Here is a 17,285-nt window from a genome sequence, read left to right as displayed (position 1 = left end):
ACCAGCGCCCCGACAGTCACACATGGCACCATTCGCGGCCCCGCCCCCTGGGCCGCCCCGCTCTCCGACCGTTCGCGATCGCCACCGGTCGGGGCAGCCAAGGGGGCCTCGCCGTCTGTTCGTGGCTGGCCCGGGAGCCGGCCGTCAGCAGTCGCGGAACGTGGGGACGGAGACGCCCAAGACGTGGCTCTGTCGTGGTTTGTCGGCGAACACCCAGCGGTTGGTGGCCAAGGCGTCGTCCGGTTCGGGGAGGGGGCCTCGACCGTGCTGACGGGTGAAGTCGAAGGGCGTGCGGACGGTGGCGGACCAGCCCCGCCGCCTCAGCAGCCCGATGGAGTCAGGACGCGGCTTCCGGTCGAACAACGCGAGCAGATCCACGCCGATCTGCGCCTTGGTCGCCGCGTAGACCGGGTTGGCGCGGACCGCCGGCGACCCCAGCCCGAGCTTCGCCTCGAACGCCAGGACGCTCCCCTCGGCGCTCAGGACGTCGATGGTCCGCTGAAGCCGCCGCTCGACCTCCGGATCGAGGTAGAGCAGCAGCCCCTCGGCCAGCCAGGCGGTCGGCGCGTTCGCGTCGAAGCCCGCGGCCAGCAGCGCGCCGGCCCAGTCGTCGCCCACGTCCGCCGCGACCACCCGGCGCCGTGCCGCCGGGACGCCCCGAACCGAGGAAGACGGCTCGACGGCGAGCGAGGCGAGCACGTGTTCCTTGAACGCCAGCACACCCGGCCGGTCGATCTCGTACACGACCTGTCCCCGAGGCCAGCCGAGCCGCAGAGCCCGGCTGTCGAGCCCCGCGCCGAGCAGGACGACCTGCCGGATGCCCGCCTTGGCCGCGCGCAGCAGGAAGTCGTCGAGGACCCGGGTACGCAGACCGAAGTAGCGCCCGAGCCTGCCCCACAGAGGGTTGGCGTCGCCGCCGGGCACGTCCTGCGGACGGGTCGGCCAGGCGGCCGAGGCGGCGGAGGCGCGGACGAAGTGCTCGGCGTAGGGGTCGACGGCCAGGGAGTCGGGGCGGTGGGTCTCGATCGCCCGCGCGGCGGCGACCATGAGCGCGGTCAGGCCGACGCCGCTGTCGATCTCGAGCTGTCGGTTGTCCGGCACGTGCGCTCCTCTCGGGCCGGTCGACCGTCCGCTGACACCGCGGCGGTCTCCTGTTCCGGGATCCACGAGCCGGGGACGTCGTGGGAGGTGAGATGGGCGCCGTAGAGGGCGGCCATGAAGCGCAGGATCTCCGAGTCGGGCAGGTAGCGGCTGGCGGTGCAGTCGGTCAGCACCGTGATGTGGAAGCCCTTCTGGAACGCGGTGCGGGCGGTGCTGTCCACGCAGACGTCGGTGTACAGGCCGGCGAACACCAGGCGGACGATGCCGCGCCCGCGCAGGTGCCGCTCGAAGCCCTCGCTGAGGAAGGCGTCGAAGCAGGCCCACTTGGTGAAGACCGGCTCCCCGGGCGCGGGCTCGACCTTGTGGAACTGCGCGCCCCAGGTGCCTTCGAGGCATTTGAGGGGTTTGCCCTGGGCGAGGTCGCGCCGCCGCCAGCTCGGCCCCTGATGCTCGGCGTCACCGACGAAGCGGACGAACACCACGTCCATGCCGCGGGCTCGCGCCGATGCGAGGGCTGTGGCCGTGTTGGCCGCGGCCGTCTCCAGAGCCGCCGGGTCACCGGCGTAACGAGCACGGGCGGTGGAGCCGGTACAGAAGTCGTTCTGCAGATCGACGACGACCAGAGCCGCACGCTCGGTGACAGGCGAGCGCTTCTCGGCGGCCAGGCCGGCACGTTCCTGGACGGGCCGGTGCTCCTCGGCGGCCGGGACGGTGGCACGTTCCTGGTGTTCCCCGATGACCAGAATGGAACGTTCCTTCTGGGGCTGTGGCTGCTCGTCGGTCATGAGTCCGCCATCGAGACCGGCCGGGCCACGGGCTCCAGGGCGTCGAGGAGGGCGTCGACCACGCCGGTGGTGGAGTGGCGTCCGCCGGCGTCAGGGGTGGCGACGCCGTGCCGGTCGAGCGTCATCAGGGCGCGTTCGACCATCCGCACCGCTCCGGCGCACCCCGCGTGCCGCTCGGCGATGGCCGCCGCGGCCCGGACGGTGGCCACCGGGTTGACCCTCCCGGTGCCCGCCAGATCGTCGGCGGAGCCGTGCACGGTCTGGTACTCGACCAGGCCGCGCGCGTCGGGATGCAGGTAGACGTTCTCGGTGCAGCGGTTCTCCTGCCGCTCGGAGCCGAAGCGGTCGAGCAGCACCACGTGCATGATGTCGGCCCACTCGTTGCCCGCGATGATCACCGTGCGGGGGCGGGGGCCGCGTTCGATGAGGTTGCGGTTGACGGTGTCGGGCTGGAACAGGCCGATCTGCACGCCGTGGCGGGCGGCGCTCTCGGCCACCCACTCGTCGAGCGCCCCGTCGAGCAGGTGGAACTTGTAGGCCATGACGATCTCGTCGATGCGGCCGTCGGGCCACTCCTGGCGCGCCCGGCGCACGGCCAGCGCGATGACCTTCTCGGTGATCTCCCTGCTGAAGGTCATCGTGCGGACGAGCGCGCCGGGAAGATGCACGTTCTCGCCGGTGTAGAAGCCCTGGGCCTGGTCTCTGACCAGCAGCAGCGACGCCCCGGCCGTGGTGATGGCGTCGACCTTCACCGCCTGCAGGCGCTGGCGGACCAGGTAGAGAGACTGGGCGTTGATCGCCGTACGGAAGACGGCGGGGACGCCGGCGGCCGCCAGCGAGCGGCAGAAGCGCGTGTAGTGGTCGGCGTCCTGCCGCGTGCTCTCGCGGATCTCCTCGGCCTCCGCGCCGGCCTTCAAGGACACGTAGGAGTGATAGATCCGCTCAGAGCGGGTGAGGGCCACCTTCGTGCCGCAGGCGTCGGCGATCCCGGCCAGCACCCGCTCGAAGACGGCCGCGAGCTCGGGGCCCGTCCCCCGGCCGATGGCAAGTCCGATGACTGGTTCCACTACTGCTCCCTTTTCGTCGTCGAAGGCCGGACGCGCCGGCTCGTGGCGGCCGTCAGCTGGACTCTCCGAGCAGGAGGTCGCCCGCGATGTCCGCCTTCTCGGGGCTGTAGTACTCCTTGATGCCCTCGGCCCAGACCGGGACCTTGACCTGGTCGTCCTGGGAGGGGCCGAACGCGTCGAAGAGGGTGTTGACGTTGCGCCGCTTGAAGCCGATGGCGGTCATGAGCGCCATGAAATCGGTGCGGTGGATGAGGCCGTCGCCGTCGGGGTCACCCAGCTCGGCCAGCGCCTCGGCGAAGTCGGTCAGCGCGTCGTCGAAGCGTTCGGGGGACAGGACGCACGCGCTGTACTCCTCGAAGCTGATGCGGCCGTCTTTGTCTGAATCGAGTTCCTCGACAAGAGTTGTCCAGTAACGGCGGAAAGCGTCACTGATCGCGCTCTTGGCGGCTTCCGTGGAACGAGGGGACGCCGCCAATACACGGTTGGCCATACGGTCGAAGTCTTCGGCCTCAAGGTAACCGGTGCCGTCGGCGTCGAACAGGGTGAAGATGAGTTTTACTCGGTCGATGGCCGCGTCTTGCATGCCTGTCACCTTTCTTCGGCGGGGTCCGGGTGCAGACTCTATAACGGAACCTGGCGCGTGGGTGACCAGCTCTTTGGCGGCGAGGGAAACGCAAAATCCCGCATTTGGAATAATTCGCCAGAAAGCCTCGCTGGGTGACAAAGGCGGAGAACTCGTGTGATTCCCGAACCCGTCACGCGCGGGGAGCGCCGGGAAGCTGGGGATATTTCCCGTTATATGGGGATTTGCGACTCCCGCTTCGAGGGCGCTGTGCTTCCGTATCCCGGACGCTAGTTTTTCATGTCTCTGGGTGATGGTGGGGGGAGGGGCGTCCCGGATGGGGGTAGCCTTATCGGCTTTTTGGTGATTGCGCGCGCTAGGGCGTGTCGCCACCGTCTCGTCCCGGCGCGCTACTATTGATCTACAACGTAAAGGCGCTGTCCAGGTGCGAATATGATCTTGGCTCGAACGGCCCGTCGGACCGGCCGGGATCAGCGGTCGGGCAGGATGCTGGGGAAACGTCCCCTCACTTTCACTTTATAGCGGATCCCCGCCCCTCATGAGACCTCGAGAAGTCGTTCATACTGCCCGTTGCGAACCAACCCCGACGAAGGATGGAGCGACGGAATTGGGTTACGTGCTGGAGTTCGGGCAGATCAACGCGGCGAACCTCGCGGACGTCGGCGGGAAGGGCGTCGCCCTGGGCGAGCTCTCGCGGATCGACGGCGTCCGCGTGCCGGACGGCTTCTGCGTCACGACCGACGCCTTCCAGCGGGTCGTCTCCGCGGTGCCGTCGTTCGACGCCCAGCTCGACCTGCTGTCGAAGGTGGACCCGGACGACCGTGCGGCGGTCCGCGCGCTGAGCGCGGAGATCCGCGCCGTCGTCGAGGGCGCGCCGGTGCCCGACGACGTGGTGGCGGCGATCGGGGCGTCGCTGGCCCGGCTCGGCGAGCAGGCCGCCTGCGCGGTGCGGTCGAGCGCGACGGCCGAGGACCTGCCGACGGCGTCCTTCGCCGGGCAGCAGGATTCGTACCTGAACGTCGTGGGGCCGGCGGAGGTGCTCCGGCACGTGCGGCGGTGCTGGGCGTCGCTGTTCACGGAGCGGGCGGTGGTCTATCGGCGTCGTAACGGGTTCGAGCACCGTGGGGTGCGGATGGCGGTGGTCGTGCAGCGGATGGTGTTCCCGGAGGCGGCGGGGGTCCTGTTCACCGCCGATCCGGTGACGTCGGACCGCAAGGCCGCCGTCGTGGAGGCGGTGTGGGGGCTGGGCGAGGCGCTGGTCTCAGGCGTGGTCGCGGGGGACGTCTACACGGTGCGGGACGAGCGGGTCGTGGACGTGTCGGTCGGGGCCAAGGCGCGGGTGGTGCGGGCGTCGCCGGCGGGCGGCACCGAGGAGGGGCCGGTCGAGGCCGAGCGGTCGGTCCGGCGGGCTCTGACCGATGAGCAGGTGGTTCGTCTGGTGGGGTTGGGGCGGCGGATCGAGGCGTGGTTCGGCCGGCCGCAGGACATCGAGTGGTGTCTGGCCGGTGAGGAGTTCCATGTCGTCCAGAGCCGGCCGATCACGACGTTGTTCCCGGTTCCGGTCGCCGGCGACCAGGACAACCACGTCTATGTCTCCGTGGGGCATCAGCAGATGATGACCGACGCGATGAAGCCGCTGGGGTTGTCCTTCTGGCAGCTGACGACGTCGCGGCCGATGGCGGAGGCGGGCGGGCGGCTGTTCGTGGACGTGGCCCCGGTCCTGGCGACGGCGGCGGGCCGGGCGAACCTCATCGGAACGCTGGGGAAGTCCGATCCGCTCATCCGGGACGCGTTGCAGACGGTGGTGGATCGTGGCGACTTCATCCGCGCGGTGCCGGAGGAGGAGTCGGGTGTCGCGCCCGCGGCTGCTCCGCCCGCGCCGATCGAGGCCGATCCGGAGCTGGTCGCCGAGCTCGTCCGGGACGGCCGGGAGTCGGTGGCGGCGTTGCGGCGCCGCATCGAGGAGCTGTCCGGGCCGGAGCTGTTCGAGTTCATCCTGGCGGACATCGCGGAGCTGCGGCGTCTGCTGTTCGGCCCGCGGAGCTTCCAGGCGATCATGGCGGGGATGGAGGCGGCCTGGTGGCTGAACGATCATCTGGAGGAGTGGCTGGGGGAGCGGAACGCGGCCGATGTGCTGACGCAGTCCGTCCCGCACAACGTGACGTCGGAGATGGGGCTGGCGCTGCTGGACGTGGCGGACGTGATCCGTCCGCACGCGGAGGTGGTGGAATTCCTGCAGCGGGTGGCGGCGGAGGAGCGGGAGGGCGACGGTTTCCTGGAGGAGCTGGGCGAGCTGCCCGGCGGCCGGGAGGCCGCCGAGGCCGTCCGGGGCTTCCTGGAGCAGTACGGCATGCGTTGCGCGGGGGAGATCGACATCACCCGGACGCGCTGGAGTGAGCGGCCCGCCATGCTTGTTCCGGTGATTCTCGGCAATGTCCGGAATTTCGAGGCGGGTGCCGGTGCGCGGCGTTTCGAGCAGGGACGTCAGGAGGCTCTGCGCAAGGAGCGGGAGGTGCTGGCGCGCCTGCGGACCCTGCCCGACGGGGAGCGGAAGGCGGCGGAGACCGAGCGGATGATCGCCCGGGTGCGCACGTTCGCGGGCTATCGGGAGTTCCCCAAGTACGGCATGGTCTGCCGTTACCTGGCCTACAAGCAGGCGTTGTGGCGGGAGGCCGATCGGCTCGTCCGGGCGGGCGTGTTGCGGGACCGGGAGGACGTCTTCTTCCTGCGGTTCCAGGAACTGCAGGAGGTCGTGCGCACGGGCGAGGCGGACGGCGAGCTCGTCCTGCGGCGTCGGGAGGACTTCCGGTGGCACGAGACGCTGCGCCCGCCGCGCGTGCTCACGTCGGACGGCGAGGTGCTCGCCGGCCGGTACCAGCGCGAGGACGTGCCGCCGGGGGCGCTGGCCGGTCTGGCGGTGTCGGCAGGAACCGTCGAGGGAAGTGCCCGGGTGGTGCTGGACATGGCGCGGGCCGACCTGGCGGCGGGTGACATCCTGGTCACCGCCTTCACCGACCCGAGCTGGACCCCGTTGTTCGTGGGCATCGCCGGGCTGGTGACGGAGGTGGGCGGCCTGATGACACATGGAGCGGTGATCGCGCGGGAGTACGGGCTGCCGGCGGTGGTGGGGGTGGAGGGGGCCACCCGGCTGATCCGGGACGGGCAGCGGATCCGCGTTCACGGGACCGACGGGTACGTGGAGCTCCTTGACTGAGCGGCGGCGGCTCGGTCTCGTGTGCTGGGGTCGTCCCGTGTGCCGGGGTCAGAGTGCCGGCGCCGGGACGTTGAGCGGCTGCCGGGTGCCGTGGTCGGCGGGTGCGGGGTGTTCCGCGAGGTGTTCCGCGGGGGCCTGGAGGCGGGGCCGCTGTTCGGGGGCCGGGCAGTGGCCCTGGCAGTAGCCGTTGACGACGACGAGGCGTCCGCGGGCGGCCGTGTAGTCGCTGGGCTGCCGGCCGGGGAGGACTCCCTTGCAGGTGGGGCAGCAGATGGGCTGGTCGGCTGTCATCAGGGCCTTCCGACGTCGGGGATGTCGTGGGCGCGGGTGCTCCGGGCCGACGGCGGCTCCGGAGCACCGGGTCGGCGGGAGGTGCCGTGGTGGTCTGTGCTCAGGCCACCAGGGGGCTCTTCACCGTGCGCCTTCTGCAGTATGGCGACCGTGCGCGGGGGAGGGACGGGCGGGGTGGCCTGGCGGGCTGAGGATCGTTCCTCGCGGGGTTGTTTCCTTCCTCCCGCTTGGCAGCGGCTTCGCCCGCGGGTGGCGTTCCGGCGTGGCCGGCGCCTCGGGTGAGCTTCGACAGGTCAGAGCTTGATGAGGACTTTGAGGCTTTTGCGGTCGGCCATGTCCCGCTAGCTGGCCGGGACGCCGGCCAGGCGCAGGTTGTGGCGGAACAGGCTGCCCATGCCGATCGGCGCGTCGTCGTACTGCGGGACGCCGACGCGGCTGATGACGCCGCCCGGCCGGACGACCCCGAGTGCCTGCCGGAAGGCGGGCATGGTGCCGACGGCCTCCAGGACGGCGTGGGTGCCGTCGCCGCCGGTGAGGTCGCGTACCTGCTCGATGCCCTCCGCGCCGCGGGCGGCCACGACGTCGGTGCGGGCCGGGTGACGTCCCATCGGGATGAGCTGCTCGGCGCCCAGGCGCCGTGCCGACAGCATCGGCCGGCCCCGATACGATCCGCCGTGTGAGCGCGGGCCGAACTCTCCAGGAGCGGGTCACCGTTGTGCGGGGTGAGCTGCCGTGCCCGGGGGGCCGGGTGGGGCGGGTGGCGGCGTACGAGTTCGACATCCCGGAGGGCAGGTACGTGCGTCCCGGCGCGCAACTCCACCAGCCCGTGGTGTTCGGGCCGGAGCGCGCCGGCTGGTGGTACATCGACCTGGTCGGGATCCGGGAGAGCGGTGACACGGTCCGGGTGGCCGACCACTACGTGGACTTCGTCGTCGGCCCGCCCGGGCTTCCGTACCGGGTGCTGGATCTGCACGAGCTGGGGGAGGCGCTGACGTCCGGGAGGCTCACCGCGCGGCAGGTCGCGGACGTGCTGGCCGCCGCCCAGGCGTTCGCCGACAAGCACCTCCAAGGCGAGGGGCATCACGGGCCGCACTGGCCGGACTTCCCGCCGGCCGCGCTGTCGGCCGTGCGCGAGGTGGAGATCCCCCGCCTCTGACCGGCGAAGGGCGGTTCACCTGGCGGCGGGCCGCTTGGTCTTCGTTCCGACGCCGCCGAACAGGGCCAGGCCGCTGACGATCACCCGCGGCGCCCCCTGCCTCCTGTTGACGGCGCTCCGGTCGAACGCGCCGAACAGCCCGAGGCCCTTGACCTCCACCTCGACGTCGTCGGGGACGACGACCTCGGTGTACCCCCACAGGGCGAAGGCGCGCACCCGGATCTCCCGGCCGGCGAAGCGGGCGTCGCGCAGGTCGATCTCGCCGCCGCCGAAGACCGACAGGGAGGTGAACACGCGCGGGGCGATCCAGCGGCCCTTGCGGCTGAACCAGCCGAACACGCTGAAGGCGAAGCGCGAGTGGGGCTCGTCCCGGACCACAAGTGAGTCCGTCCGGGCCGGTTCGGGGAGGTCGTGGCCCGCGTGCGCGAGCTCGCCCTGGGTGCGGGCCGTGTAGATCTCGCCGAGCCGCTGGTCCAGTTCGGCCAGCTCGATCCGGCCCGCGGCGGCGGCCTCCTGGAGTCGCCGGGCCGCCTGCTCGCGGTCCTCGTCGGAGGGGCGTACCGGCCGGGCGGGGATGAGGTCGGGGTGCTCGGGCATGGGCGGTCCTGTCCGTGTGGTCGAAGTGACGGGACCATCCTATTCTCCAAGTGGAGAACAAGTCAGCCGGACGGCTCCAGCCCGGACTCCTCCACCATGTGGGCGCCCATCATCCGGGCGAGCTGGACGCGGAACTCCGCCTCGCGGGCCGGGTCGTCGGGATCGTGGCCCAGGCCCGCCAGCCACGACCGGCCGCCGATCGCGAACCCGTACGCGGCCGACAGTCCCACCAGGACGACCGCCTCGATGCGTGACCGGCTGGGCGCGGGCCGTCCGGCGAGCGCGGCGCGGATCCCGGCCTCCATCGTGTCGATCAGCTCCACCAGCTCCGGCCGCGCGGCGCCCCGGTAGTCGGCGTGCATCTCGGTCCAGACGAAAAGGCGCAGATAACGTTCGTCGGCCAGGGTGTCGAAGAGCACGTCCATCATTCCCGCCGCGGTGGGCACGCCGTCCTCGGCCTGGATGCGCTCGCGTACGCGGGCCTCGATCCGGTCGTTCTCGGCCCGCAGCACCTCCCGGACCAGGACGGCGTACGTGCCGAAATAGTGGGAGACGAGCCCGTGGGCGACCCCGGCGGCCTCGGCGATCTGCCGCAGGCTGACGTTGTCCGGACCTCGTTCCCTGATCAGCTCGGCCGCGGCGGCCAGCAGCTCGGCACGTGATTCCGCAGGGCTGCGCCTGCGTCTGGGTGGCATGACCGGCAGTGTATGGTCCGCCGGTCCATAGGGGCCGGTTCGCGGGTGCCGGTCCGCGCGTGCCGGGTGAGCTGCGGGGATACCGGCGCGGCGGGACGCATCCGATATGTTCTTGTTTGTCAGGTCTTTGCGGTGTCTTGGGGGAGTTGTCGGTGCGCGCACTACCGCTGATCGTGGCTCTCGTGCTGAGCCTGGCCGGCTGCGGCGCGATCCCGGGACTGCCCTATCGCCCCGCCGACCCGCCGACGCCGAGCCGGGCCGCCTCGTCCGCCACCTCGCCGTCTCAGTCTCAGTCTCCGTCTCAGTCGTCGGACGCCACGCCGTCCGCGAGCGCCACCCCCGCTCCCTCGGCGACCGCGCCGGCCCTGACCGTCGCCCAGGCCCGGACGGCCATGCGCACGTGGGTGGCCGCGTACAACGCGGCGATCAAGAAGCGCAAGTGGTGGCGGTCGAACGCCCGGCTCGACGCGCTGTTCGTCGAAGGCGCCCTGTACGAGGGCGTCCTGGAACGCAGTCGTGAAGGCTTCGGATGGAAGCCGGCGCACAAACCGATCAACCCGACCGGCACCCCGACGATCTATGTGCCCCGGCCGGAGCGGCAGCCACCGGCCGGGGACTGGTTCATCGCGAAGGCGACCTACCGGGACACCAAGGGCCACAGCCGCCCGCACGTGCTGGCGTTCCTGCGCTCTCCCGGGCAGTCCTTCCGGCTGGCCGTCGCGACCCCGCTGCACTGGGGACAGCAGATGCCCAAGCCGCTGCTGGACGCCGACGGCTACATCACGGATATGGACGACGCGATGGCGGCCGCCGTGGCCGAGGAGTACCGCAACTTCTGGAACGGGGACAGGAACAAGGAGGGCGACTCCGGCTACCGCCTGGCCAGGGACAGCTACAGCCGCAAGGCGTTCCCCCGGGTCAACAAGGGGATGTACGTCGGTTTCGCCGGCCGCGGCTCCGTCTTCGGCTTCCGTACGGCGAGTGGCGGCATGTTCTTCCTGTTCGCCCTGCTCAACGACGCCAAGAGCGTCAACAACGTGCTGAGCGAGGCGGTGCTGGTGCCCAAGGGCAGCAAGGCCGTCCAGGAACTCGGCGGAAGCTGGTTCTCCTAGGGACGCTCCTGTCCGGCGGGCGAGGCCAGGCAGGGGGCGACGCGGCCCGGCGCCGATGACCGCGCCCCGGTACGGCGGCCGAGCTCGGGCAGCAGGGACACCACTCCGAGCACGGCCGGCCCGGCGCCCAGCCAGAGGGGAGCGCGCAGCCCGAAGCCGTCGATGACCAGCCCGCCGACCGACGAGCCGGGCACGCTCAGGTGGGCGAGCAGCGCGAACCCGGCCAGGAAGATCGTGTTGAGGACCAGCCCGGACAGCAGGACGCGGACGGTGTGCCGGTCGGCCAGGCGTCCGACGACGTGGTTGCCGACCACGGTGGCCGCGCCGTACGCGACCAGCAACAGCGGGACGGCTCCGGAGGGGAACCCGGCGAGCTCATCCAGGGCGCGGTCCTCGTCGAACGATCTCGGCCTCGCCATACGGGCGCGCTACCGGTTTTGCGTCGATTGGTGCAATGCGTTGGGCGCGCCGGACGTGGTTCCGCGGGTGAAGGCCGCCCGGTAGGCGGTGGGCGTGAGGCCGGTGCGGTGGGAGATGTGCTGGCGCAGCGAGTCCGTGGTGACCAGGCCGCTGAGCTGGGCCACCTGGCCCATGGGCAGGTCCGTGCTCTCCAGCAGTTCCCTGGCCTGCTCCACCCGCTGATGGAGCAGCCATTGCAGCGGGCTGTGGCCGGTCTCGGCGTGGAAGCGGCGGGTCAGCGTGCGCACGCTGGTGCGGGCGTGGGCGGCCAGGTCGGCGCGGGTGAGGGGCTCGTGCAGCCGCTCCAGCGCCCATGCCCGGGTGGCGGCGAGGGAGAGCCCGGTCTCGGGCGGCAGCGGGGATGCGATGAACTGGGCCTGCCCGCCAGGACGCACCGGCGCGGCCACGACCAGCCGGGCCACGGCGTTGGCCGCGGCGGCGCCGTAGTCGCCGCGCACCATGTGCAGGCACAGGTCGATGCCGGCGGACAGGCCGGCGGAGGTCCAGATGTTGCCGTCCTCGACGTAGAGCACGTCAGGACGCAGGTCGACGGACGGGAAGCGGCGGCGGAACTCCTCCGACCTGGCCCAGTACGTGGTGGCGCTGCGGCCCGCCAGCAACCCCGCCCGCGCCAGGACGAATGCCCCGGTGCAGATCGAGGCGACGCGCCTGCCGGTCTCCGCCGCGCGGCGCAGGGCCCGCAGGACCCGGGGGTCGACGTCGTCGCGGGCGCCCGTCCCGGTGACGATGACGGTGTCGGCGTCCTCGACGATCTCCAGCCCGTGCGTGACGGTGACGTGGAGGCTGCCGCCGGTGGCGACGGGGCCGGGGTCGGGGTCGGATCCGGACGTCGTAGCCGGGTCGGCCGTCCACGGTCATCTCGCCGAGCACCAGCTCCGGAATGGACAGGTCGAACGTCGTGGCCGGCGGGACGGCGATGACGGCCACCCGGTGCATGGCCCGAACCTCCAGATACTTGGCATTCGGGCCACTATCGTACTGATCGCCGTCGGTACAGGGTGGACAACCGGTGTCACTGTCCCCTGTCCTTGGAGAAGATCGTGTCTTTTCATGTCGTCGTCGGCGCCGGAGCCACCGGATCGGCCACCGCCCGGTTGCTGGCCGAATCCGGGCAGCAGGTCCGCCTGGTCACCCGGAGTGGCAGTGGCCCGGTCCATCCCCGGATCGAACGCGTGCCCGCCGACGCCGGCGACGCCGACCGGCTGGCGGAGCTGGCCGAGGGAGCAGCCGTCCTGTTCAACTGCGCGATGCCGCCCTACGACCGCTGGCCGGCCGAGTGGCCGCCGCTGGCCGCCGCGTTGCTGGCCGCCGCCGGGCGCAGCGGCGCCGATTACGTCATGCTGGGCAACACCTACGGGTACGGGCCGGTCGAGGGGCCCGTCGCCGACGGGGCGCCGATGGCGCCGACCAGCCGCAAGGGGCAGGTCCGGGCGCGGATGTGGCAGGACGCCCTGGCCGCCCACCAGGCGGGCCGGGTGCGGGTGACCGAGGTCAGGGCCGCCGACTTCCTCGGCGCCGGCGCGTACTCGCCGTTCACGCTCATGGTCGGGGCGCAGGTGCTGGCCGGCGCGCCGGTCTCCTATCCCGGTGATCTGGACGCGCCGCACAGCTGGTCCTACACCGGCGACACGGCCCGCACGCTCGTCGCCGCCGCGGGGAACGAGGCGTCCTGGGGACGGGCCTGGCACGTACCCTCCACCAGCGAGCTCCCGGTGCGCGGGCTCGCCCTGCGCCTGGCCGGAGCCGCCCAGGCGCCCGCGCCACGGCTGGGACGCATGTCCCTGCGCGAGCTGGCGGAGATCGGGCGCACCGACTCGATCATGGCCGAGTTCCCCGAGATGTTGTACCTGTACGACCGGCCCAACGTGCTCGACGCGTCCTCGACGGTCGAGATCCTCGGCGTCGTGGCGACACCGGTGGACGACGTCCTGACGGAGATGGCCGCCGCGGCGAGGAGCGTGCAGACCGCCCGCTGACCCGGCCCGCGAACCGCGCGGTCAGCGGGGGAGTTCCTCCAGTGCGACGGTGGCGAAGCCGTGGTCCTGCTCGGGGGCGCCGCCGCCGAGGCCGATCGCGCCGATCAGGCGGCCGTCGCGGTGGATCGGCAGGCCGCCGCCGATGAACAGCAGCGGCCGGTCGAGCGCGGTCGGCAGGGAGTGGAACGGGCCGTCGGGCTTGACCAGGTCGACCAGGTCGGCGGTCGGGGCGTTCAGCTGGAGGGCGGTGTAGGCCTTGCGGGTGCTGGTCTCGCCGGAGATCAGCACGGCGCGGTCGTCGCGGCGGAAGGCCAGCAGGTGACCACCGGCGTCGAGGACGGTGACGCTGACCGCGACCCCGGCCGTCTCGGCGGCGGCGCGGGCGGCCGAGATCAGGACCTCGGCGTCGGCGGTGGTCAGCGGGGTGAGGGTGGTGGCGTTCATGATGATTCTCCTGAGGTGAGACGGACGCGCAGTCAGGCGGTCAGTCGTGGACGAGGGCGGGAACCGGGACGGCGGCGCCGGCCGGTTCACGCGCGGGCGCGCGGCGCTCCAGGGCGGCGGACCAGAACGCCAGGGCGAGGGCCGCGGCGGCGAGCAGGGCGCCGACCCAGTTCGGCGCGGTGTAGCCCAGGCCCGCGGCGATGACGAGGCCGCCCAGCCAGGCCGCGAGCGCGTTGCCGAGGTTGAACGCGCCGATGTTGACCGCGGAGGCCAGCGTCGGCGCGCCGTGCGCCTGGTCGAGGACGCGCTTCTGCAGCGGCGGCACGGTGGCGAAGCCCAGCGCCCCGACCAGGAAGATGCTCGCCGCGGCGGCGACCTTGTCGTGCGCGGTCAGGGTGAACAGCGCCAGCACGACCGCGAGGCCGCCGAGGGTGGTGTAGAGCAGCGGCATCAGGGCGCGGTCGGCGAACCGGCCGCCGAGCAGGTTGCCGAGGAACATGCCGGCGCCGAACAGCACGAGCAGCCAGGTGACGGCGTCGGCGGAGTAGCCGGCCACCTGCGTCATCATCGGCGCCACGTAGGTGATCGCGGCGAAGACGCCGCCGAAGCCGAGCACGGTCATCGCCATCGCGAGCAGCACCTGCGGGTTGCGGAACGCCGTCAGCTCCGGGCGCAGGCGGGTGCCTTCGGGCCGGGGCATGGCGGGCACGAGCACGGCGATGCCGAGCAGGCCGACCAGGCCCAGCCCCGCGACGATCGCGAAGGTGGTGCGCCAGCCCACCGCCTGTCCGATGAAGGTGCCCAGCGGCACGCCCACGACGTTCGCGACGGTCAGGCCGGTGAACATGGTGGCGATGGCGCCGGCCTTCTTGTGCGGGGCGACCAGGCCGGCGGCGGCCACCGAGCCGATGCCGAAGAACGCGCCGTGGGCCATCGAGGCCACGATCCGGCCGCCGAGCATCACGCCGAACCCGGGCGCCAGCGCGGACAGCAGGTTGCCGATCACGAACAGGCCCATCAGCACGAGCAGCATCGTCTTGCGGCTGATCCTGGTGCCGAGCGCCGTCATCAGCGGCGCGCCGATGACCACGCCGATCGCGTAGCCGGTGACCAGCAGGCCGGCGGTGGGGATGGAGACACCGTAGTCGCCGGCGATCTCGGGCAGCAGGCCCATGATCACGAACTCGGTGGTGCCGATCCCGAAGGCCCCGATGGCCAGGGCGAGGAGTGCGAGAGGCATCGCGCGACCCTTCTTACTATTGCTACTGCTTCTTGCAGGCTTCAACAATAGTTGCACACGCGCTATAAGGGCAAACGCTGGCATTCGGCTTGGGCGCGTTGATCTCGCGGGGGTCGCGGCGCCTGGGGTGCCGCCTGTCGGGGCCCCGGGCGTCTCGGTCCGGGGTCACCCGACCCGCCACGCCCGGAGAAGGGGTGACGGAGGCTGGGCTGCCTCGCGAGTCAGAGTCTTTCCGGGGAAGGTCGACCGAGCGGCCGTCGGGCGCGGCCGGGGCGATGTGTCAGCTGAGGATCCGTTCGGGATGGCTGCGGATGATCTCTGGCGCGGCCGTTCCCTGCGGGCCGGGTGGGTGGTCGACGGCGAGGGTTTCCGTCCGGCCGCGGATCTCCACGCCCCGGCCCATGCCGGGTTTGATTGCATCGGGGTCGTCGGGCGTCATGTCGTCCATGACGAGGCTCACTCGCGGGTTGGTCTGGATGTTGCGCCGGCGCTGCGTGCGGGCCACCCATGGTCCACCCGGATCGATGGTTGCGTCCCGGTTCAGGCGGAAGCTCGGCGGGCGCACGTGTGGTGTGCCGTCCGGGCCCAGGGTGGCCGGCCGTCCCGTGGGCTGCCGGTCGAGCATGGGCCTGGGCATCGGCCTGTGCTTCCAGGTCATGCTGATCGCTGTCCAGGCGTCCGCGCCCACGGGCACCATGGGCGCCGCCAGCGCCTCCTACACATTCTTCCGGCAACTCGGCGGCACCGCCGGAACCGCGATCTACCTGTCGCTCCTGTTCGCTCTCACCGAGGACCGCATCACCGCCGCCTTTCGCCGGACAGAAAACACCCCGGCGTTCCAATCAGCCCTGCACGACCCCGCGGTGACCGCAGATCCCAGTGCACAGCATCAGATCACCGGCCTGCACGATGGATCCGGCGTCGACCTCAACAACACCTCCTACCTCGACCATCTCGACACCCGCCTGGCCCGGCCCGTGCTGGACGGCATGGCCGGCGCGATGGACACCGTCTTCGTCGTGGTCGGCTGCGTCATGGCCAGCCGCCGACCCCTGGCGCCACCCTGGCCGAGATGACGGCGCACCGCTTCCACCTCGGCGCACCGGCACCTCTGCGACCAGGGCCATGTCGCTGGTTGGCGGCTGGGGCCACCTCCGGGAGAAGGACGCCGTCGAGGCGTTCCGGCGAGGGGGCGGCGACGTCGTCCCCCAACCACGTAACGCCGCGCGCGGCGACATCGACGGCGACGAGGCCGTCATCCTGGGCAGCGTCGTGTCGGAACTGCGACCGGCCGCCCGGCGAGCGCCGGGCGGCCGGTCCCGGGCCGCGCCGAGATGACGGGAACTCCGGCCGTGGGTGGATTCTGAGCGCTCTGACGTGCTGCAACGTCGAGGGGGTTCGAGGTCCGCCGTACGACTCGGGGCCTCGAACAGCTGCCGGCCTCCGCTCAGTGCTTCCGCTCAGCTCTTCCGCTCACCCAGGACGCAGAACTCGTTGCCCTCCGGGTCGAGGAGGGTCACCCAGTGCTGCTCGTCCTGCACGGCGTCGACGCGCCGGGCGCCGAGGGAGAGCAGCCGGGCGACCTCGGCCTCCTGGTCGTCGGGGCGGAAGTCGGGGTGGAGCCGGTTCTTCGACGTCTTGCCCTCGGGGACAGGCACGAAGAGCAGCCCCGGCATCCGGTCCGGCTCAGGCCGGATCTCGATGATTTCCTCAGTTTCGTCGACCACGACCCAGCCGAGAGCCTCGACCCACCAGCGCCCGAGAGCGACAGGGTCGGCGGCGTCGACGATGATCTGTTCCCATTCCAGTGCCATGGGCTTGAGCATAGACAGGACCGGCGGCCCGGCCTCGGAGGGGGCGAGTGGCGGGTTGTCGGAGTTCACCGACGAGGTCGCGATGATCGCCGAGCCGGGCCGCATGTGCGGCACGGCGGCCTTGGCCAGGTGGAAGAACGCGGACGGATCGGTCGCCAGGGTGTGGTCCCAGCCCTCGTCCGGGATCTCCTCCAGCGACCCGCGGGTCATCTGGTACGCGGCGTTGCTGCCGCCCGTGGCGATCGTCGCCTTGCCGGTCAGGCGTCCCGAGCCCCGATGGCTCCGCTCACCGTGATCGGGCGTCGGATTCATCTTGCCCGTGCTGCCGGGAGGCTGCTGTTGCTGCGCGGGCTGTGTCATGACGTCTCCAGGGGACGGCTATGAAATTCGCTCCTGCTCGGCAAGCCGCGCCACCTGCTACGGCTCTCAGAATGCCTACCCCTGCCGCGCGCGGGAACGGCGCTGTTGATGCTCGCTTGGGCGTGTTCACACCCGTTTGCGGCCCGGTTTCCGTCCGCATGATGTAGATCACGCCGATACCCGGCGTCGTCACGAGTCTGGCCGGGCCGGGGTTTGTCGTTCGCCGGGAGAGCGACGGGGGCTTGCGAGAGCGCGTCCAAGGGCTCGTTGCCCGTCCCGATGATCGAGGCCATGACTGCGGACCTGAGGACGGTGGCCCTGGTGACTGGGGGGCCTGGTGTTGGGGCGGTACGGCCGTCCGGGGTTCAGG

General features: G+C 71.6%; 20 protein-coding genes. 6 read left to right on the top strand and 14 right to left on the bottom strand.

Translation table 11 applies throughout. The annotated features are described in order from the left end of the window. Positions 1-144 precede the first annotated feature (144 nt). Genes ACWEJ6_RS25545 through ACWEJ6_RS25530 form a run of 4 tightly spaced genes read right to left on the bottom strand, consistent with a single transcriptional unit; the run spans position 145 to position 3,536 of the window. Positions 145-1,101, bottom strand: a complete 957-nt coding sequence (locus ACWEJ6_RS25545; protein WP_452426663.1) for a class I SAM-dependent methyltransferase — start codon at positions 1,099-1,101, stop codon at positions 145-147. Continuing rightward, positions 1,056-1,886 carry a cysteine hydrolase family protein gene (locus ACWEJ6_RS25540; protein ID WP_452426661.1) on the bottom strand — a complete coding sequence of 277 codons (831 nt, stop codon included), beginning with the start codon at positions 1,884-1,886 and terminating at the stop codon, positions 1,056-1,058. The genes ACWEJ6_RS25545 and ACWEJ6_RS25540 overlap by 46 nt, the downstream gene beginning before the upstream one ends. After that, entirely contained in the window at positions 1,883-2,953 is a 1,071-nt protein-coding gene (locus ACWEJ6_RS25535; protein ID WP_452426659.1) for an isocitrate/isopropylmalate family dehydrogenase, read from the bottom strand. Before ACWEJ6_RS25535 ends, ACWEJ6_RS25540 begins: the two co-directional genes overlap by 4 nt. 52 nt (positions 2,954-3,005) lie before the next feature. Then, positions 3,006-3,536: an EF-hand domain-containing protein gene (locus tag ACWEJ6_RS25530; protein WP_387680491.1), complete on the bottom strand. Its 531-nt coding sequence runs from the start codon at positions 3,534-3,536 to the stop codon at positions 3,006-3,008. A 607-nt stretch (positions 3,537-4,143) separates the two neighbouring features. On the opposite strand from ACWEJ6_RS25530, the gene rph reads away from it, so the two are divergent. Continuing rightward, positions 4,144-6,750 carry a rifamycin-inactivating phosphotransferase gene (gene rph, locus ACWEJ6_RS25525; protein WP_452426656.1) on the top strand — a complete coding sequence of 869 codons (2,607 nt, stop codon included), beginning with the start codon at positions 4,144-4,146 and terminating at the stop codon, positions 6,748-6,750. 48 nt (positions 6,751-6,798) lie between these two features. Here the strand turns inward: rph and ACWEJ6_RS25520 are convergent, their stop codons facing one another. After that, positions 6,799-7,041 carry a hypothetical protein gene (locus ACWEJ6_RS25520; protein WP_452426654.1) on the bottom strand — a complete coding sequence of 81 codons (243 nt, stop codon included), beginning with the start codon at positions 7,039-7,041 and terminating at the stop codon, positions 6,799-6,801. A gap of 341 nt (positions 7,042-7,382) precedes the next feature. Continuing rightward, on the bottom strand, positions 7,383-7,691 hold the full coding sequence (locus ACWEJ6_RS25515; RefSeq protein WP_452426652.1) for a zinc-binding dehydrogenase: 309 nt from the start codon (positions 7,689-7,691) through the stop codon (positions 7,383-7,385). A 26-nt stretch (positions 7,692-7,717) separates the two neighbouring features. On the opposite strand from ACWEJ6_RS25515, the gene ACWEJ6_RS25510 reads away from it, so the two are divergent. After that, complete coding sequence (locus ACWEJ6_RS25510; protein ID WP_452426650.1) at positions 7,718-8,197, top strand: hypothetical protein; 480 nt, start codon at positions 7,718-7,720, stop codon at positions 8,195-8,197. A 15-nt stretch (positions 8,198-8,212) separates the two neighbouring features. Here the strand turns inward: ACWEJ6_RS25510 and ACWEJ6_RS25505 are convergent, their stop codons facing one another. Then, on the bottom strand, positions 8,213-8,794 hold the full coding sequence (locus ACWEJ6_RS25505; protein ID WP_452426648.1) for a DUF1707 SHOCT-like domain-containing protein: 582 nt from the start codon (positions 8,792-8,794) through the stop codon (positions 8,213-8,215). Positions 8,795-8,856: 62 nt separating this feature from the next. Beyond that, on the bottom strand, positions 8,857-9,489 hold the full coding sequence (locus ACWEJ6_RS25500; protein ID WP_358297017.1) for a TetR/AcrR family transcriptional regulator: 633 nt from the start codon (positions 9,487-9,489) through the stop codon (positions 8,857-8,859). Positions 9,490-9,641: 152 nt separating this feature from the next. On the opposite strand from ACWEJ6_RS25500, the gene ACWEJ6_RS25495 reads away from it, so the two are divergent. Further along, positions 9,642-10,601 carry a hypothetical protein gene (locus ACWEJ6_RS25495; protein WP_452426646.1) on the top strand — a complete coding sequence of 320 codons (960 nt, stop codon included), beginning with the start codon at positions 9,642-9,644 and terminating at the stop codon, positions 10,599-10,601. Here ACWEJ6_RS25495 and ACWEJ6_RS25490 read toward each other — a convergent pair. Together ACWEJ6_RS25490 and ACWEJ6_RS25485 are read right to left on the bottom strand one after the other, a co-directional pair. Further along, entirely contained in the window at positions 10,598-11,020 is a 423-nt protein-coding gene (locus ACWEJ6_RS25490; protein WP_452426644.1) for a hypothetical protein, read from the bottom strand. The genes ACWEJ6_RS25495 and ACWEJ6_RS25490 overlap by 4 nt on opposite strands. A 9-nt stretch (positions 11,021-11,029) precedes the next feature. Further along, on the bottom strand, positions 11,030-11,833 hold the full coding sequence (locus tag ACWEJ6_RS25485) for a GlxA family transcriptional regulator (protein ID WP_452426882.1): 804 nt from the start codon (positions 11,831-11,833) through the stop codon (positions 11,030-11,032). Positions 11,834-12,121: 288 nt separating this feature from the next. On the opposite strand from ACWEJ6_RS25485, the gene ACWEJ6_RS25480 reads away from it, so the two are divergent. Beyond that, positions 12,122-13,057 (top strand): NAD-dependent epimerase/dehydratase family protein, encoded by a 936-nt coding sequence (locus ACWEJ6_RS25480; RefSeq protein WP_452426642.1) that lies wholly within the window; start codon positions 12,122-12,124, stop codon positions 13,055-13,057. Positions 13,058-13,078: 21 nt separating this feature from the next. Here the strand turns inward: ACWEJ6_RS25480 and ACWEJ6_RS25475 are convergent, their stop codons facing one another. The 3 genes from ACWEJ6_RS25475 to ACWEJ6_RS25465 all read right to left on the bottom strand — a co-directional run bounded on the left by ACWEJ6_RS25475 (position 13,079) and on the right by ACWEJ6_RS25465 (position 15,366). Continuing rightward, complete coding sequence (locus tag ACWEJ6_RS25475; protein WP_452426640.1) at positions 13,079-13,501, bottom strand: GlcG/HbpS family heme-binding protein; 423 nt, start codon at positions 13,499-13,501, stop codon at positions 13,079-13,081. A gap of 40 nt (positions 13,502-13,541) precedes the next feature. Continuing rightward, complete coding sequence (locus tag ACWEJ6_RS25470) at positions 13,542-14,741, bottom strand: MFS transporter (protein ID WP_452426638.1); 1,200 nt, start codon at positions 14,739-14,741, stop codon at positions 13,542-13,544. Between the two features lie 280 nt (positions 14,742-15,021). Continuing rightward, entirely contained in the window at positions 15,022-15,366 is a 345-nt protein-coding gene (locus tag ACWEJ6_RS25465; RefSeq protein ID WP_452426636.1) for a pyridoxamine 5'-phosphate oxidase family protein, read from the bottom strand. Here ACWEJ6_RS25465 and ACWEJ6_RS25460 point away from each other — a divergent pair. After that, on the top strand, positions 15,365-15,817 hold the full coding sequence (locus ACWEJ6_RS25460; RefSeq protein ID WP_452426634.1) for a hypothetical protein: 453 nt from the start codon (positions 15,365-15,367) through the stop codon (positions 15,815-15,817). The genes ACWEJ6_RS25465 and ACWEJ6_RS25460 overlap by 2 nt on opposite strands. A gap of 49 nt (positions 15,818-15,866) precedes the next feature. Next, positions 15,867-16,079: a hypothetical protein gene (locus ACWEJ6_RS25455; protein ID WP_452426632.1), complete on the top strand. Its 213-nt coding sequence runs from the start codon at positions 15,867-15,869 to the stop codon at positions 16,077-16,079. A 122-nt stretch (positions 16,080-16,201) separates the two neighbouring features. Here ACWEJ6_RS25455 and ACWEJ6_RS25450 read toward each other — a convergent pair whose 3' ends face one another. Further along, positions 16,202-16,915, bottom strand: a complete 714-nt coding sequence (locus tag ACWEJ6_RS25450; RefSeq protein WP_452426630.1) for an SDR family oxidoreductase — start codon at positions 16,913-16,915, stop codon at positions 16,202-16,204. Positions 16,916-17,285: the final 370 nt, after the last annotated feature.

This window comes from Nonomuraea sp. NPDC004702 (genome assembly GCF_053601695.1).
This window is presented reverse-complemented; position numbering and strand designations above follow the sequence as displayed.

Coding starts and splice junctions, on each gene's coding strand:
- ACWEJ6_RS25515 (WP_452426652.1), bottom strand. CDS start 7,691: ATGCTGTCGGCACGGCGCCTGGGCGCCGAGCAGCTCATCCCGATGGGA.
- ACWEJ6_RS25450 (WP_452426630.1), bottom strand. CDS start 16,915: ATGACACAGCCCGCGCAGCAACAGCAGCCTCCCGGCAGCACGGGCAAG.
- ACWEJ6_RS25500 (WP_358297017.1), bottom strand. CDS start 9,489: ATGCCACCCAGACGCAGGCGCAGCCCTGCGGAATCACGTGCCGAGCTG.
- ACWEJ6_RS25470 (WP_452426638.1), bottom strand. CDS start 14,741: ATGCCTCTCGCACTCCTCGCCCTGGCCATCGGGGCCTTCGGGATCGGC.
- ACWEJ6_RS25540 (WP_452426661.1), bottom strand. CDS start 1,886: ATGACCGACGAGCAGCCACAGCCCCAGAAGGAACGTTCCATTCTGGTC.
- ACWEJ6_RS25465 (WP_452426636.1), bottom strand. CDS start 15,366: ATGCTCGACCGGCAGCCCACGGGACGGCCGGCCACCCTGGGCCCGGAC.
- ACWEJ6_RS25520 (WP_452426654.1), bottom strand. CDS start 7,041: ATGACAGCCGACCAGCCCATCTGCTGCCCCACCTGCAAGGGAGTCCTC.
- ACWEJ6_RS25490 (WP_452426644.1), bottom strand. CDS start 11,020: ATGGCGAGGCCGAGATCGTTCGACGAGGACCGCGCCCTGGATGAGCTC.
- ACWEJ6_RS25460 (WP_452426634.1), top strand. CDS start 15,365: ATGGGCCTGGGCATCGGCCTGTGCTTCCAGGTCATGCTGATCGCTGTC.
- ACWEJ6_RS25505 (WP_452426648.1), bottom strand. CDS start 8,794: ATGCCCGAGCACCCCGACCTCATCCCCGCCCGGCCGGTACGCCCCTCC.
- ACWEJ6_RS25475 (WP_452426640.1), bottom strand. CDS start 13,501: ATGAACGCCACCACCCTCACCCCGCTGACCACCGCCGACGCCGAGGTC.
- ACWEJ6_RS25455 (WP_452426632.1), top strand. CDS start 15,867: ATGTCGCTGGTTGGCGGCTGGGGCCACCTCCGGGAGAAGGACGCCGTC.
- ACWEJ6_RS25530 (WP_387680491.1), bottom strand. CDS start 3,536: ATGCAAGACGCGGCCATCGACCGAGTAAAACTCATCTTCACCCTGTTC.